The sequence below is a fragment of the Aequorivita lipolytica genome, from assembly GCF_007997135.1.
Lineage (GTDB): Bacteria > Bacteroidota > Bacteroidia > Flavobacteriales > Flavobacteriaceae > Aequorivita > Aequorivita lipolytica.
Map to the genome: position 1 here is coordinate 412,738 of NZ_VORU01000002.1, position 15,214 is coordinate 427,951.

Here is a 15,214-nt window from a genome sequence, read left to right on the forward strand (position 1 = left end):
TTTTACTGTTTGAAGGCTTCTTCAATACTGAAACCAACATCTGTAATGCCTTCGAGTTTTGTAACGCCTTCCACATCGCCATTATTGCGCATTGCTTGGGCTATGTCTATGGTATAATTTCCTTCCTCAAAAAACTGTACTTGTTCTTTGTACCACAATTTGTTTTCTTTTACATCGCCAATTCCCTGGCCCATCCAAGAGCCATCAGGATTTGCCATTCTGTATTCAAGCGTGTCGGTAACGGTTTTTCCGTGTGGAAAATTCATGGAGACTACTAAAAATATATTGTTGAATTTGTATTCGTTGGTGTTTCTAATATTTAAAAAAAGATTGTAATTTTTAAGTGAATCCAATTGCGGAAGTTTAAATTCCACCACTTCATCAGCGCCCCAAAATCCATCCATTGCGCGTGTTTCACTAAAAGGCGTGTTGGACTCGCAAGAGACCAGAGAAATAGCAGTCAAAAAAAGCACCAATAACCTATTCATTTCTTTTTGGCTTGGGATTTCTATTTTTACTATTCGGCACATTTCCCGAATTTTTTGACGCATTATTTCTTGGGTTATTTTTGGGAACATTTCCAGCAGTGGCTTCTGCTTTTCCACGATTTTTGTTACGGCTTTTATTTCGGCGTTTTTTTCCTTTTTGTTTCGGTTGGTCAAAGCGCGTTAAACTATCCTGCCCCACCACATTGCTGAAAGGTTCTTTCTCAGGCTTCGGGGTTTCAATTGTAAATTCTTCCAGCGCCATCGGTTTTTTCCCATTTTTGTTGAGTTCTATTATTTCATTGGCTTTTTCGGCTGTAAGTTCGTGCCAATTCATAAACTCTTTTTCGTAAGCGTACCAAAGCAAACCTTTAAAAATATCAATCTTTTGGCAGCTTGCATTTCCTTTTTCAGTTTGAAGCCTTGTTTCGGTATTTGGGAAAGAATCCAACGCTTCCAAATAAGTATCCAATTCATAATTCAAGCAGCATTTCAACTTTCCACATTGCCCAGCAAGTTTTTGCGGATTTAAGGAAAGTTGCTGATAGCGCGCTGCGGAAGTATTCACCGAACGGAAATCCGTCAACCAAGTAGAGCAACAAAGCTCTCGGCCGCAGCTTCCAATTCCGCCCAAACGTGCTGCCTCCTGACGGAAACCAACTTGTTTCATTTCAATTCGGGTGTTGAAAGTACGTGCAAATTCCTTGATTAATTCTCGGAAATCTACGCGCTCTTCGGCGGTGTAATAAAATATAACTTTTGAAGCATCGCCCTGAAATTCTACATCGCTAATCTTCATTTGAAGTCCTAGGCGAATTGCAATTTGTCTCGAACGTTTTTGAACATCGGCTTCTTTATCGCGAACGCCTTGCCAAATATCAATATCTTTTTGAGTGGCTTTTCGGTAAATTTTAGGAAGCGCTTCAACTTTAAGCGGAATTTTCTTCTTCTTCATTTGCACGCGAACAAGTTCGCCAGTTAAAGTTATGATTCCAATATCGTGACCCGGCGAAGCTTCTGTGGCAATAACATCGCCCATGCTTAAAGTAAGATTTTCAGGGTTTTGGAAGAATTCTTTTCTTCCGTTTTTAAAACGCACTTCGGCCGCATTGAAAGGTTCCATGTTAGCGGGAAGTTGCATATTTGAAAGCCAGTCGAACACCGTCAGTTTATTACAGCCATCGGTTCCGCAAGTACCATTGTTCTTGCATCCCTTTGGCTGTCCGTTGGCGCCCGTGGCACAGCTGGTACAGCCCATATTTTTTATATATAAAGCCCTTTTTCCTATTGAAAAGGGACGAAAATTAAACAAATAATTTAATCAGTAAAGATACCAATAAAATTTTCGATTTTAGATTGACGATTTTAGATTTTTGAAACAGGACGATTGGAACCAAGACTAAAAGGAAACAGGACGTTTTGAAGCATGGCATAATCGCATCCGTCATCTGTCTTCCGTCTCACTTTTTGAACTTCAACTTCTCCGATCTTCCTTTCTTAAAAATTTTGTTGCTATTCGGGATGCCCTGGCGGAGTCTTTTTTGTTCCTCTTCGGGTAATTGAATTATTGCCACACATTCTTCAGAACAACAACTTTCCATTGCTATCGCACACTTTTTACACTGAATAAAAAGCAAGTGGCAAGCTTCGTTTGCGCAGTTTGTATGCTCGTCGCAAGCTTCGCCGCATTGGTGGCAATGGCTAATAACGTCTTCGGTAATTCGCTCACCTCGACGATGATCGAAAACGAAATTTTTTCCGATAAATTTATTTTCCAAACCTTGGTTTTCAACTTGGCGTGCGTATTCAATAATCCCGCCTTCCAGTTGAAATACATTTTTAAAACCTTTGTGTTTGTAATAAGCGCTGGCTTTTTCGCAACGAATTCCGCCCGTACAATACATTACCAGTTTTTTGTCTTCTTTATGATCTTTTAAATCGGCTTCAATAATATCCAGTGAATCGCGAAACGTATCAACATCTGGCGTAACAGCGTTTTTAAAATGTCCTATTTCGCTTTCGTAATGGTTTCTCATATCTACCAAAACCACATTCGGGTCTTCAATAAGTTCGTTGAATTTTAAAGCATCCACGTGAATTCCTTTGTTTGTAACATCGAAGGTTTCGTCATTCAAACCATCGGCAACAATTTTATCGCGCACTTTCACTTTTAGTTTTAGAAAGGATTTTAAATCCTGCTCAATGGCAATGTTTAAACGCACATCTTTCAGAAAATAAATTCCGTCCAAAAATTCCTTGAACTCCTTAAAACGTTTTGCCGGAACGGAAAGCTGGGCATTAATACCTTCGTGGGCAACGTATATACGGCCCAGAACATCCTGCTCGTGCCAGGTAACAAAAAGGTGGTTTCTGAAAAGATACGGATTGCCAATTTTGGCATATTGATAAAAAGAAAGGGTAAGCCGTTCCTCGCCGGCCTGTTCCAAAAGTGTTTCCCTTTCCTTTGCACTTAATTTATTGTACAGTTGCATGCTATACTTTTTTTAGGTAAAAAGAATTGATTTTTTGATAGAACAAATATAATAAGTATAGAAAGAATAAATTGGCTGATTATAAAAAGATGTTTTTATCTTGGATTTATTGATGTTTTAACGTAATTTTATGAAATCAACTCACTTTAATCGTTTAAATTATGAAAATTCACGCCCACACGCCCACACGCCCACACGCCCACACGCCCACACGCCCACACGCCCACACGCCCACACGCCCACACGCCCACACGCCCACACGCCCACAGAATCTTAATCTGTTTAATGGTCGCTTTTTCTTCACTTTTTCTTACTGCGCAGAATAGACAGGACTACTATGTCTTAGCAAAGCCAAATTATTCTCTAGAGCCTTTACAAATAACAATTAATCCAGATCAAACATTAACTGTAGATTTAAGCGATAATAATTTGGAAGGTTTTTTAAATAGCATTCCCGTTTATAGTATTCAAAAAGCTTTTCCTACTGCTTATTCTCCATTATTAAAACGAACTTATAGAATAACATTAGAAGATGCTAGCTATTTAAATGATTTTTTTCAACGAAATGAGATAGAACTTGTTGAACTTGTAGAGGAAGAGAATATTGAACTTTTTATCCCAAATGATTTTAATTATATAGACCGAGGAACACCTAACACAGCTTTGGATATAATAAAGGCTCCCTTTGCGTGGAATTTAACACATGGAAGTACGGGTATTTTTGCTGGTGTTTTGGATAATGGTTTTTATCTTAATCATGAAGATTTAATTAATGAAATTGTTATGGTTCTTGGCAATAATCCAGCAGCTCATGGTACAGGGGTATCTAGCGTAATTGGTGGGCAGACAGATAATAATGTCGGGCTTTCAAGTATTGGTTTTAAAACCAAATTAGCTGTTAAAAGTGGTGGAGGACATAATGGAGCATTGCTGCTATCACAACAACCAGGTGTTAGGGTTATAAATATTAGCTTAAAATTCGGATGTACTTTTAGTGTTTTTGCAGCAGAGGTTTTTGAAGAAATATGGAATGGCACTCCATTACACCCCCCAGTTGTAGTTGTAGCTGCCGCAGGAAATGGAGAGGTCGCAAAAGCGGCTAATAATGGGGGATATTGTCCTGACACTAATGGTGGAGCAAATGGTTATGTTTATCCAGCCGCATATGGAAATGTTATCGCAGTATCAGGTGTAAATCATTTGGTTCCACGAGGCACCGAAGATTTTCAATATGGATTTGGTGTGAGTTGGGAGGATTTGGCACAACGAGATATTAGCATTCCTTATTCCACATTGACCTATAATGATAAAGTAGATTTATGTGCGCCAGCGCATCATGTAATGGCTGCAAATAATGATTCTGATGGATATGGGTTTGGCTATGGAACATCTTATGCCTCGCCAATTGTTGTAGGTACAGTTGCTTTGATGTTAAATGTTAATCCAAATTTAACTCCAAATCAAGTAAGAGATATTTTGAAAAATACCACTGATGACATTTATTTTATTCCAGAAAATGGTCCTTATATAAATCTCTATGGAACAGGAAGGCTCAACGCTTATAGAGCAGTCAAAACAGCACAGTGTATGCTGAATCCAACCCCAGGTTTGGACCTTGCAATGCAAAACTCTGATGTGGATGATTTTGTGGAACCGGACACCGTTACCGAAATACTTTGGCAAAGTGATGATATATGGGTTCGTAATGAAAACGATGGTCGCGAAGTACGATTTCATCAAAATCCAAAATATGATCCCTCCAATCCAAATTACGTCTATGTTAGGGTAACTAACAATAGCTGTCAAACCTCTACTGGCAATGATAATCTTAAATTATACTGGGCAAAAGCAAACACCACGCTATACTGGCCCGAAAATTGGGATGGCAGTCTATATATTGAAGATCCCGTTACTGGTGCTGATATATTGATGGGTGATGAAGTGGGAACGCTAAGTATCCCTGTATTGGGTCCTGGCGAAAGTAAAATCCTTGAATTTCAATGGCCCGTTCCCAATCCACAGGATTACATAAATATAAACAATGGCAATCCGTGGCATTTCTGTTTACTGGCACGTATAGAATCTCTGGACGACCCAATGACCTATCCAGAGGGTATAATTATTACGAATAATGTAAAGAACAACAATAATATTGTATGGAAAAACACCACAGTAATCGATGTTATGCCAGACACCCCCTCAGAGATTAGTGCTGTTGTTGCCGTAGGGAATCCCTATGACAACGCACACACCTTCAAGTTAGAATTCAAAAAAGATGATGCTGAAATTGGAAAAGCAATTTATGAAGAAGCCGAAGTAAGTGTAGCACTGGATAACATACTTTATAACGCATGGCAAAGTGGTGGGCAAAGTACAACACACGTTGAAACCACATATATCCCGCAGCGCAAAATAATTTCTGATAATAATGCAGGGCTAAACAATATACTCTTTAACGCTAATGAAATTGGCACCCTAACTGTAAGTTTTAACTTTTTGGCTAAGGAACTTACAAATAAAACCAAATATAGCTTTTATGTAATGCTACGTGATGCAGTAACCAATGAAATTATTGGTGGTGAAACCTTTGTAATCAATAAAAAACCCAGATCAGTTTTTGACGCAGATGCTGGTAGTGACGAAACCATTGACAGAAGTGAAAGTGTAACCATAAGTGCCACTCAAATAAACGAAGCAGCAGTATACAATTGGTATGACCCAGCTGGAAATTTAATTTTCACTGGTCCCGACTTAACGGTATCTCCAAATGTTACCCAAAGATACCGTCTGGAAATTATCACAGATACAGATGGTTATAAAGATTATGACGATGTGGAAGTGACCGTAAACCCTTACAAATTGGAAAGTTTAATCCCAAATCCTGCCACGAGCCAAGTTACTGTAAATTATACAGCAGATGAAGCTTCATCTGCATATTTAATGGTGGTAAGTACAGTTACGGGTATTTCAAACAATTATATCTTGGACGTAAATGAGACGAGTGTTAATTTAAATATTTCAGCATATACTTCTGGAACCTATTCTGTGGCGCTCGTTTGTGATGGACAAATTGTCGATTCTAAAAATCTTGCAAAACAATAAACCTTAAAACCAATAATCATGAAAACAATTCTATATATACTTCTACTCAACATGAGCGCACTAAGTTTTGCCCAAGATCCGTCATTATTTGAAAACACTTGGTATTTGCACAGTGTCATCATTAATGGACAGAGTTATATTCCGCCATCAAATTCTGAAGTACCATTTATACCATTGGATTTTTTTGAAAACAGTAGTGATGATTTTGTGACAAATGTTTGCAATAGTTTTTCTGGCCTACTCATATACGGCAATCAAAGCTTTACGATTCAAGATTATGCTTTGACTTTAGCATTTTGTGATTTGCAAGAAAATACAACATTTGAAGGAATTTATTTAAGCTTTTTCTTCGATCCCACCACTCAAGATCCTTATTCTGAGCCATTTTTATATTCAATAGTAATTAATGGCAACGAAAAAACATTAATACTAGAAAATATCAACGGCGACAAAGCCATCTACGGCGATCAAATTTTATCGAGTGAAAATTTTCAAAATTTATACTTTGCTATACACCCTAACCCGACAAAAAACGAACTATTCTTAACTTCAACAAACACCTCAGGCAATCTAAAAATAAAAATCTTTAATATAGAGGGCAAACTATTAAGCACGCAAACCTTAGAGTTTGAAAAACGAGTTTCTTTAGATGTTTCCCAATTGTCCAGCGGTATTTATTTTTTGGATATTGAAGATGGAAACGGTAATTCAACAATTAAAAAGTTTATAAAAGAATAAATTCGATAATAAAAGATAATGAAGAGGCTGTCTGAAAAGTAAAATCAATCGGTATGTCTGGTCGAGCACTTCGGCTTCGCTCAGGATAAACTAAAGTCGAGACCTAATTATAAGTCAGAAACTTTAAGTTCTCGACTGCGCTCGAACTGACCTACAAAACTACTTTTTAGACAGCCACTTTTATTTTTCGCAACTTTGTCAAATTTAATATAGAGCATCAAACATTGTATTCCAAAAAGTCGTGTTTCAAACCGTCCTGGTTCAAGCCGTCATTTTTGTTAACAAAAATCCTTCCCCCTTTAGATTTAAATTTTGCCTCAAGCACAAAGAAATAGTATCTTAGCATCTTCATCCTCCGAAGCATTTTTCTTGCGAAGGAGGAATAAAATTCCATCATAAAACACACTGAAAATGAGCACCGAAAAAGAAGCAAAACTAAAAGCATTAAAGCTTACTCTCGATAAACTAGACAAGACATACGGCAAGGGAACGGTAATGAAAATGGGCGATCGCGCTGTTGAAGATGTGGAAGTAATCCCAACAGGCTCACTTGGTTTAGATGTAGCCCTCGGCGTTGGCGGTTATCCACGCGGAAGAGTTATTGAAATATACGGTCCAGAATCTTCTGGTAAAACCACATTGACGCTTCACGCCATAGCAGAAGCACAAAAAAAAGGAGGCATTGCAGCTTTTATCGATGCTGAACATGCCTTTGATAGAGGTTATGCTGAAAAACTTGGGATTGATGTTGAAAACCTTATTATTTCGCAGCCAGATAACGGGGAACAAGCTTTGGAAATCACAGATAATCTGATTAGAAGTGGAGCTATAGATATTATTGTTATTGATTCTGTTGCGGCTTTGACTCCAAAAAGCGAAATAGAAGGCGAAATGGGCGATAGTAAAATGGGGCTTCACGCACGTTTAATGAGCCAAGCTTTAAGAAAACTTACTGGGTCCATCAGCAAAACAAAATGTACGGTAATATTTATTAACCAGTTACGTGAAAAAATAGGTGTAATGTTCGGAAATCCGGAAACTACAACGGGTGGAAACGCCTTAAAATTTTACGCTTCCGTGCGATTGGACATTCGCCGCTCTACACAGATTAAAGATACCAACAGCAACGCAATGGGTAATAAAACCCGCGTAAAAGTTGTAAAGAACAAAGTGGCACCACCTTTCAAACAAGTGGAATTCGACATTATGTATGGCGAAGGAATCTCCAAAGTTGGTGAAATTATAGACCTTGGCGTTGATTTTGAAATCATCAAAAAAGCAGGTTCATGGTTCAGCTATGACGAGACCAAACTTGGGCAGGGTCGCGATGCCGTAAAAGCACTTCTTTTGGACAATCCAGAATTAATGGACGAACTGGAAAAGAAAATTAAAGACGCAATAGCGGCAATAAGCAAATAATTTTTCAGCGAACCACGCAACCCTTTTGATACACTGGTATCTACAGAATGTAGGAACCTTGATTATTACGGTTGCCCTCTAAAATAAAGAGGTATTTACAACGGAACAATAACTCACGGTACTACGTTTGACATTAGACGAGCTCATAAAACAATGCAAAAATCAAGATGCAACGGCGCAGGGCGAACTGTACAAACAGTACAACAGAGTCCTTTTTGCTATATGTCTTCGGTATTCTCCCAATTATACAGAGGCTGAAGATAATTTGCAGGATGCTTTTATAACCATTTTTAAAAAAGTGGAGCAGTATCATGGCAAAGGTTCTTTTGAAGGTTGGATGAAACGTGTTACCGTAAACACTGTACTTCAAAAATATAGAAAACAACGCACCTTTGAAATTGTTGATGAAGGGCAGATTGAAGATGAAGCCGAGGTGGAAATTGAAAGCGAGGAAATCCCGTTGGATTTTCTGCTGAAAATTGTACAGGAGCTGCCAGATAGATACAGATTGGTTTTCAGTATGTATGTTATGGATGGCTATCAGCACAAAGAGATAGCTGAAATGTTAGGAATCAGCGATGGCACGTCTAAATCAAACCTGGCACGGGCCAGAATGATTTTGAAAAATAAGATTGAAGACTATAATGCTAAAAATTATAACACTTAAAGCATTGTATGATTGTTTAGATTGAAAATGTAAGCCTCTGCTTTCGGGTAGAGGTTTTACAAAAAAAATTTCCTTATAAAAGGAAAAAGAATGAAAGAAAAGAAAAACATAGACAACATTTTCACCGAAGGTTTCAAAAATTTTGAAGCCACTCCTTCGCCGCGCGTTTGGGAAAATATCCAGGCAGAGCTGAATAAGGATAAAAAAGAACGCAAGGTTATTCCGCTGTGGATTAAACTTGGTGGTGTTGCTGCGTTGATTGCACTGTTGTTGACTGTTGGCAATTCACTTTACAATTCTTCAAATAAAACAGTTGCTCCAGAAATTACCAATGAAAATATAGAACAGACGGAAAAGCAATTTCAAGAAAATGAATCTGGGATTGAAAAGCATGATAATGCATCGCAAGTAGCCTCGGAAGATAAAACGCGTCAAGATGAATTGACTGAGCAGTCCGATGCTTCTAGTACTTCAGAGAAAAAAGACGAAACAAAATCTTCGAATAAAGTTTTCAAAAACAACTCTAAAAAAGACGGGAATACTGTAATTGCATCAAGTAATTCTGAAAGTAATTTATCAAAGATTAACCGGAACTCTAAGTCTGATTTGCCTGAAAAGCAGGCTTCAAAAAATGATTTAAATGAAGTGGTAGTCGCTTCAAAAAATAATTCTGAAAAGGTCAACTCTAACGCAAACAGAGAAAAAACCACCGAAAGCATTATTGAAAAGTACGGCGCTATTTTCGAAAACAAAAAAGAAAGCGTTGCCGCAAACGAAAATCTCCAAAAGAAAAATTCCGAAGAAAGCTTAGTAAAAACTGAGGAAGAGATAGCCAAAGATCCAAAAAATAAAAAATCAATCTTTGATGCAATTGCTGAAAAAGATGAAGAAACAATTTCCGAAAAAAAGACAAAACAAATTCCCGAACATCGCTGGATGGTAGCACCAAACGTAGCTCCAGTTTATTATAGCAGTTTTGGCAATGGTTCTTCAATAGATCCAACATTTGCAGATAATCCGCAAGATGGAGACGTTAATATGAGTTATGGAGTGCAAGTAAGTTATACGGTTAGCAACCGTTTGAGCATACGTACCGGTGTTAATAATGTTGATTTAGGTTATAGTACTTCGGGCATAGAGGTAGGTACAGGCCCAGTAGCTGTTGCGTTGCGATCTGTTGATTATGGAAGTAATAATATTGTTGTAACGGCTGTGGATCAAGGATCTTTTGCCAATGCTGCCCCATCAAACGGTTTTGGAGAAATAATCCCGAAATCTACACAAGGGAATGCCCAGCTTATTCAGAATATCAATTATTACGAAGTACCCGTTGAGCTCAAATATGCTGTAATTAACAGCAGATTTAGCGTAAATGTAATTGGAGGTTTAAGCACGCTGTTTTTGGGTAATAATGAAATTTCAGTGAAGGCTGATAATTTTAGTACCGTGCTGGGAGAGGCAAACAATCTTTCCAGTGTAAGTTTTTCAACTAACGTCGGGCTGGGACTGGACTATAAACTGTCCAAAAAATTTACGTTTAATATTGAGCCAATGTTTAAATACCAGCTCAACCCATATACCGATTCATCTGTAAACTTTAAGCCTTATTATTTGGGTGTTTACAGTGGATTGAGTTTCAGGTTTTAGGTTAGTTTTTAGTTGAATGTGTTTGATATACTTCAAACAAAATGATTGAGAGAAAACCGTTCTGCGCCATAGAACGGTTTTTTTATGCGCTAAACTGTAGGATGGAGTAATTCATTTAAAATAACAGTTCTTGTTTCTTTTTTCAATTCCTTTCTTTTTTCTAAAGTAAGCCCCGCTGTAGGAATTAACTTGTGAACCTTCACACGCATCTTTCCTGGGCTACCAATAAAAAATGAATATGGGAAACGTTTTTTGTTATCGTGAAAAGTCATAGGCGCAATTGGTATTTGATGTTCAATGGAAAGCCGAAATGCTCCGTCTTTAAACTCATCCAATAAAATTGAAAGATCATCCGGTACCCCACCTTCTGGAAAAATGCAAACGCTCAAACCTTCATTCAACCGTATTTCTGCCCTTCTAAAAGCTTCAACGCGGCTTTTTGTATTTCCACGATCTACCAAAATACAAGTGCGTTTGTAAATGGAACCGAACAAAGGAATCTTTGCCAACTCCTTTTTTCCAACAAAAACAAAAGGATTTTTTGTGGAATAGAACATCAACATAATATCTGCCATGGATGTATGGTTTGCGACGAACATATAACTTTCTCCTTTTTTATACTGAACATCACGTTTTATTATGGGATAACATCCTATACCAAAAATTATAAACGCAGACCAAGTACGAGCAACTTTAAAGAAAAATGGATACCAAGAATGTTTTAGAATGCTAATTATTAGAAAAGGAAAAAGTAAGATGGTAGCCAGAGCTATTATCAAATAGAACCAAATGCGGTAAAACGTTGCAAAGATTTGTTTAAAAAGTTTCATCAAGCTTCAAAAGTAATGATTTGAACGATGCAAATAAATCAAAAAAAGTACCTTTGCTGAAATTTTTCAGAACCATGTCCAGAATACTCACAGGAATACAAAGTACAAATACCCCGCACCTAGGAAACCTTTTGGGAGCAATCATTCCCGCTATTGAAATGGCAAACGATCCCAAAAACGAGTCGTTTCTTTTTATTGCGGATATGCACTCACTTACACAGATAAAAAATCCAGTAACGCTTCGGGAAAACACCTATAGCGCTGCTGCAACTTGGTTAGCTTTTGGGTTGGATATAGAACGTGTGGTTTTTTATCGCCAAAGTGACGTGCCGCAGACTACGGAACTTTCTTGGTATTTAAGCTGCTTTTTTCCGTTCCAAAGATTAACATTGGCACATTCCTTTAAAGACAAAGCGGACAGGCTGGAAGATGTGAATGCAGGCCTTTTTACGTATCCAATGCTCATGGCAGCTGATATATTATTGTACGATGCCGAAATTGTACCAGTCGGGAAAGACCAAATGCAGCACATTGAAATAACCCGCGATGTTGCGTCACGTTTTCATTCTCAAATGGGTGAAACCTTTGTAATGCCCGTTGGAAAAGTGCAAGAGGAAACCATGTACGTTCCCGGGACGGACGGAACCAAAATGAGTAAATCCAAAGGGAATTTTATTAATATATTTTTGGATGACAAAAAGCTTAGGAAGCAGGTAATGGGCATTGAAACAGATAGCACGCCGATGGAAGAACCAAAAGATCCTGATACTTGCAATGTTTTTGGTATATATAAATTATTGGCTTCAAAGGAAGAAGTGGTGCAGATGCGAAAAAACTACGAAGCTGGAAACTATGGCTACGGCCATGCCAAACAAGCTTTGTTTGAATTGATAGTCGAAAAATTTTGTGAAGAACGTGCTCGTTATAAATATTTTATGGAAAATCTTCCCGAAATAGATGCAGCATTGGCCACTGGCGCCGAAAAGGCTCGAAAGATTGCGAATGGTGTTTTGAAAAGAGTTCGCGAAAAAATGGGTTATCAAGCTAACTGAAACAATTTACCCGGCAACGGGCGTACCACACCTTTCAATTCCATATTCATCAAGATGCTTGCGGCTTTGTATGCGGGAATATTGCATTCCAAAGCGATAGTATCTAAAAGTTCTTTTTCTTTTTCCTTTAAAAAGCGAAAAACAACTTTTTCCTCTTCATCCAGTTCTACAAAAAGTTGGGTCTGTTTTGGCTTTTGATTTTTGTTCAGTTCCCAGCCCAGCATATATATTATATCTGCAGCACTAGTGAGCAGCTGTGCTTTTTGTTGTTTTATTAAATTATTGCAGCCGCGACTTTGGCTGTCTGTAGCTCTTCCTGGAACTGCAAAAACTTCTCTATCGTATGAATTTGCAATATCTGCAGTTACCAAACTTCCGCCTTTTTCGGCAGATTCTATAACAATGGTTGCTTCGGAAAGACCTGCGATAATTCGATTTCGTTTTAAAAAATTATTTCTATCAAAATTATCGCTGCTCCAAAACTCAGAGATTAATCCGCCATTTTCCTCAATTTCCTGAACATATCTTTTATGGGTTTTTGGATAAATTTGGTTAAGACCGTGAGCCAAACACGCTATATTCTGCAGGTTGTTGTCAATAGCAGCTTTGTGTGCGCAAATATCAACACCATAGGCTAAACCTGAAACAATCACGGGGTTTAGCGGAGCGATCTCTTCAATTAAATTTTGACAAAAAGCATTGCCGTAACTAGTAATTTTTCGGGTGCCAACAATGCTAATTATTTTCTTCCCAACTAAATCTATATTTCCGCGTTGGAAGAAAAGAATAGGGCCGTCTAAACAGTGCTTTAGTTTTTCAGGATAAGTTTTATCTAGAAAATAGCTGTATTCAATATTATTTTCTTCAATAAAGTTTAACTCGGCATCTGCTTCTTCCAGTTGTAGTTTTAGATTTATCTCCCTTAAACGCAGAAGACCGATACCATCAATTTTGGCAAGACTACTTGTTTTCTCTTTAAAAATCGCTTCCGCAGAACCCATTTTCCGTAGTAATTTTTTTGCTGAAATATCACCCAGATTTGGAATTCGCTGCAATGCAAGCGTATAACGCAGTTCATTTTTTGAAAGCATAATTTTGAAATTAAAACCGGGGAGCAACTTTAAAAATACAATTTTTTAAGTTGTTAATAAATTACCAACACAAAAATTGGATTGCCTCTAAAAAAGGCTAATTTTGTTTATATGCAACTTACAACCTACATATCTGACCTGCTTTACCGATACGAATGTGTTATTATTCCTGGTTTTGGCGCGTTTCTTACGCGTTATAAATCTGCGCACATTGATGACGCTTCAAATACTTTTAATCCGCCTTCCAAAATTGTTTCGTTCAACAAACAATTACAAGCCAATGATGGATTGTTCGCCAACTACGTAGCTTCGGCAGAAAAATGTAGCTATGAAACGGCTCTACAAAAAATAAGAAATTTTACTGCTGAAATTTCGAAGGAGCTTTCAGATGGGAAAACCATTTCGTTAAAAAATATAGGGGAATTTGCATTAAACGAAGAAAAGTTACTTCAGTTTGAACCCTTGCACCAACAGAATTTTAGTACTTCGGCATTTGGGCTTTCTTCGTTTGTTTCACCAAAAATAAGTCGCGAAGTTTATAAAGAAACCGTAACAGCGTTGGAGGAAAAAGCTCCAATACATTTTACCCCAGAGAGAAGAGCTGCAAAACCATACCTTAAATATGCTGCAATTGCGGTTATTGCTCTTTCAGCAGTAGGTTTTGGAAGCTTAAAATTGTACGAAAGTCAAGTCCAAAAATTTAATTTCGCCGAAAGGCAAAAGGCTAATTCGCTTGTCGAAAATCAAATTCAGGAGGCTACTTTTGTTATTGAAAGTCCACTGCCCGTACTCAGTTTGCAGGTTCCAAAACACACGGGAATGTACCATATTGTTGCAGGGGCTTACCGTATGGAAGAAAATGCATCCAGAAAAGTTGAGCAACTGCGCGAAAAAGGCTACTCTCCTCTAAAAATGGACGCTAATCGTTACGGACTTCACCAAGTTCTCTACGCAAGTTTTGACGATAGCGTGGAGGCGCAACAAAAGCTTTACGAAATTCAAAGAAATGAAAATGCTGACGCTTGGCTTTTGGTTCAAGAGATTCAGTAATCAGTGGTCAATACATATGGTTCAGTAGTCAGTGGGTTGTTTAAATACAACTAACTTTTGCTTACTCTTTCTTCTTTTCTTAGGTATCTTTGCAAAAAAAACATAGATGCAATCAAAAACGCCAATACAGTCACTCACTATATATACAGACATGGTTTTGCCGAGCGAGACCAACCCAATAGGAAATATGTTTGGGGGCGAGCTTTTGGCAAGAATGGACAGGGCAGCGAGTATTGCAGCGCGCCGCCACAGCCGCAGGATTGTGGTTACTGCTTCTGTGAACCACGTAGCTTTCAACAAAATGATTCCTTTGGGAAGCGTAGTGACAGTTGAGGCGAAAGTATCCAGAGCGTTTAACAGTTCTATGGAAGTCTACATGGATGTTTTTATTGAAGACCGCGAGAGCGGTGAAAGAAGTCTTTCCAATGAAGCTATATACACTTTTGTTGCGGTGGACGAAATGGGAAGTCCAGTTCGTGTTCCAGAGCTTGTTCCCGAAACCGATCTAGAAAAAAAGCGTTTTGAGGCGGCGCTTCGACGAAAACAATTGAGTCTTGTTCTTGCCGGAAAAATGAAGCCTTCTGATGCTACAGAATTAAAGGCTTTATTTCAATAAAATCCACAAATTTTTATAAACTGTT

General features: G+C 38.0%; 14 protein-coding genes. 9 read left to right on the forward strand and 5 right to left on the reverse strand.

Annotated features, from left to right (window positions below; translation table 11 throughout):
* Positions 1–2: 2 nt before the first annotated feature.
* The 3 genes from ESV24_RS04425 to trhO form a co-directional block, all read right to left on the reverse strand.
* Positions 3–488 (reverse strand): gliding motility lipoprotein GldH, encoded by a 486-nt coding sequence (locus ESV24_RS04425; RefSeq protein WP_111815517.1) that lies wholly within the window; start codon positions 486–488, stop codon positions 3–5.
* Complete coding sequence (locus ESV24_RS04430; RefSeq protein ID WP_111815449.1) at positions 481–1,743, reverse strand: PSP1 domain-containing protein; 1,263 nt, start codon at positions 1,741–1,743, stop codon at positions 481–483. Before ESV24_RS04430 ends, ESV24_RS04425 begins: the two co-directional genes overlap by 8 nt.
* Before the next feature lie 202 nt (positions 1,744–1,945).
* Positions 1,946–2,977, reverse strand: a complete 1,032-nt coding sequence (gene trhO / locus ESV24_RS04435; RefSeq protein WP_111815450.1) for an oxygen-dependent tRNA uridine(34) hydroxylase TrhO — start codon at positions 2,975–2,977, stop codon at positions 1,946–1,948.
* A 130-nt stretch (positions 2,978–3,107) separates the two neighbouring features.
* Here trhO and ESV24_RS15255 point away from each other — a divergent pair, with 130 nt between their 5' ends.
* The 6 genes from ESV24_RS15255 (at position 3,108) to ESV24_RS04460 (ending at position 10,550) form a co-directional block, all read left to right on the forward strand.
* Positions 3,108–3,254: a hypothetical protein gene (locus ESV24_RS15255; protein ID WP_170227862.1), complete on the forward strand. Its 147-nt coding sequence runs from the start codon at positions 3,108–3,110 to the stop codon at positions 3,252–3,254.
* Positions 3,255–3,262: 8 nt separating this feature from the next.
* Positions 3,263–6,079 (forward strand): S8 family serine peptidase, encoded by a 2,817-nt coding sequence (locus ESV24_RS04440; RefSeq protein WP_146951069.1) that lies wholly within the window; start codon positions 3,263–3,265, stop codon positions 6,077–6,079.
* Positions 6,080–6,097: 18 nt separating this feature from the next.
* The gene (locus tag ESV24_RS04445) at positions 6,098–6,817 is read left to right on the forward strand and encodes a T9SS type A sorting domain-containing protein (protein ID WP_111815452.1); all 720 of its coding nucleotides are present in this window, start codon (positions 6,098–6,100) and stop codon (positions 6,815–6,817) included.
* A 411-nt stretch (positions 6,818–7,228) separates the two neighbouring features.
* On the forward strand, positions 7,229–8,236 hold the full coding sequence (recA, locus tag ESV24_RS04450) for a recombinase RecA (protein WP_111815454.1): 1,008 nt from the start codon (positions 7,229–7,231) through the stop codon (positions 8,234–8,236).
* A gap of 127 nt (positions 8,237–8,363) precedes the next feature.
* Positions 8,364–8,903 (forward strand): RNA polymerase sigma factor, encoded by a 540-nt coding sequence (locus ESV24_RS04455; RefSeq protein ID WP_111815455.1) that lies wholly within the window; start codon positions 8,364–8,366, stop codon positions 8,901–8,903.
* A 90-nt stretch (positions 8,904–8,993) separates the two neighbouring features.
* Entirely contained in the window at positions 8,994–10,550 is a 1,557-nt protein-coding gene (locus ESV24_RS04460; protein WP_111815456.1) for an outer membrane beta-barrel protein, read from the forward strand.
* Between the two features lie 89 nt (positions 10,551–10,639).
* On the opposite strand, the gene ESV24_RS04465 is transcribed toward ESV24_RS04460, so the two are convergent.
* On the reverse strand, positions 10,640–11,380 hold the full coding sequence (locus ESV24_RS04465) for a lysophospholipid acyltransferase family protein (protein ID WP_111815457.1): 741 nt from the start codon (positions 11,378–11,380) through the stop codon (positions 10,640–10,642).
* A 74-nt stretch (positions 11,381–11,454) separates the two neighbouring features.
* On the opposite strand from ESV24_RS04465, the gene trpS reads away from it, so the two are divergent.
* Positions 11,455–12,432 carry a tryptophan--tRNA ligase gene (gene trpS, locus ESV24_RS04470; protein ID WP_111815458.1) on the forward strand — a complete coding sequence of 326 codons (978 nt, stop codon included), beginning with the start codon at positions 11,455–11,457 and terminating at the stop codon, positions 12,430–12,432.
* Here trpS and dprA read toward each other — a convergent pair.
* Complete coding sequence (gene dprA, locus ESV24_RS04475; RefSeq protein WP_111815459.1) at positions 12,420–13,523, reverse strand: DNA-processing protein DprA; 1,104 nt, start codon at positions 13,521–13,523, stop codon at positions 12,420–12,422. The genes trpS and dprA overlap by 13 nt on opposite strands.
* Before the next feature lie 111 nt (positions 13,524–13,634).
* Here dprA and ESV24_RS04480 point away from each other — a divergent pair, with 111 nt between their 5' ends.
* Positions 13,635–14,573: an HU domain-containing protein gene (locus ESV24_RS04480; RefSeq protein WP_111815518.1), complete on the forward strand. Its 939-nt coding sequence runs from the start codon at positions 13,635–13,637 to the stop codon at positions 14,571–14,573.
* Between the two features lie 106 nt (positions 14,574–14,679).
* Positions 14,680–15,189, forward strand: coding sequence for an acyl-CoA thioesterase (locus ESV24_RS04485; RefSeq protein ID WP_111815460.1), 510 nt, complete (start codon positions 14,680–14,682; stop codon positions 15,187–15,189).
* The last annotated feature ends 25 nt before the right edge of the window (positions 15,190–15,214 follow it).

What these genes read in the sequence shown, in the direction of transcription:
- ESV24_RS04425 (WP_111815517.1), bottom strand. Translation starts at nt 488, where the DNA reads ATGAATAGGTTATTGGTGCTTTTTTTGACTGCTATTTCTCTGGTCTCT.
- ESV24_RS04430 (WP_111815449.1), bottom strand. Translation starts at nt 1,743, where the DNA reads ATGGGCTGTACCAGCTGTGCCACGGGCGCCAACGGACAGCCAAAGGGA.
- trhO (WP_111815450.1), bottom strand. Translation starts at nt 2,977, where the DNA reads ATGCAACTGTACAATAAATTAAGTGCAAAGGAAAGGGAAACACTTTTG.
- ESV24_RS15255 (WP_170227862.1), top strand. Translation starts at nt 3,108, where the DNA reads ATGAAATCAACTCACTTTAATCGTTTAAATTATGAAAATTCACGCCCA.
- ESV24_RS04440 (WP_146951069.1), top strand. Translation starts at nt 3,263, where the DNA reads ATGGTCGCTTTTTCTTCACTTTTTCTTACTGCGCAGAATAGACAGGAC.
- ESV24_RS04445 (WP_111815452.1), top strand. Translation starts at nt 6,098, where the DNA reads ATGAAAACAATTCTATATATACTTCTACTCAACATGAGCGCACTAAGT.
- recA (WP_111815454.1), top strand. Translation starts at nt 7,229, where the DNA reads ATGAGCACCGAAAAAGAAGCAAAACTAAAAGCATTAAAGCTTACTCTC.
- ESV24_RS04460 (WP_111815456.1), top strand. Translation starts at nt 8,994, where the DNA reads ATGAAAGAAAAGAAAAACATAGACAACATTTTCACCGAAGGTTTCAAA.
- ESV24_RS04465 (WP_111815457.1), bottom strand. Translation starts at nt 11,380, where the DNA reads ATGAAACTTTTTAAACAAATCTTTGCAACGTTTTACCGCATTTGGTTC.
- trpS (WP_111815458.1), top strand. Translation starts at nt 11,455, where the DNA reads ATGTCCAGAATACTCACAGGAATACAAAGTACAAATACCCCGCACCTA.
- dprA (WP_111815459.1), bottom strand. Translation starts at nt 13,523, where the DNA reads ATGCTTTCAAAAAATGAACTGCGTTATACGCTTGCATTGCAGCGAATT.
- ESV24_RS04480 (WP_111815518.1), top strand. Translation starts at nt 13,635, where the DNA reads ATGCAACTTACAACCTACATATCTGACCTGCTTTACCGATACGAATGT.
- ESV24_RS04485 (WP_111815460.1), top strand. Translation starts at nt 14,680, where the DNA reads ATGCAATCAAAAACGCCAATACAGTCACTCACTATATATACAGACATG.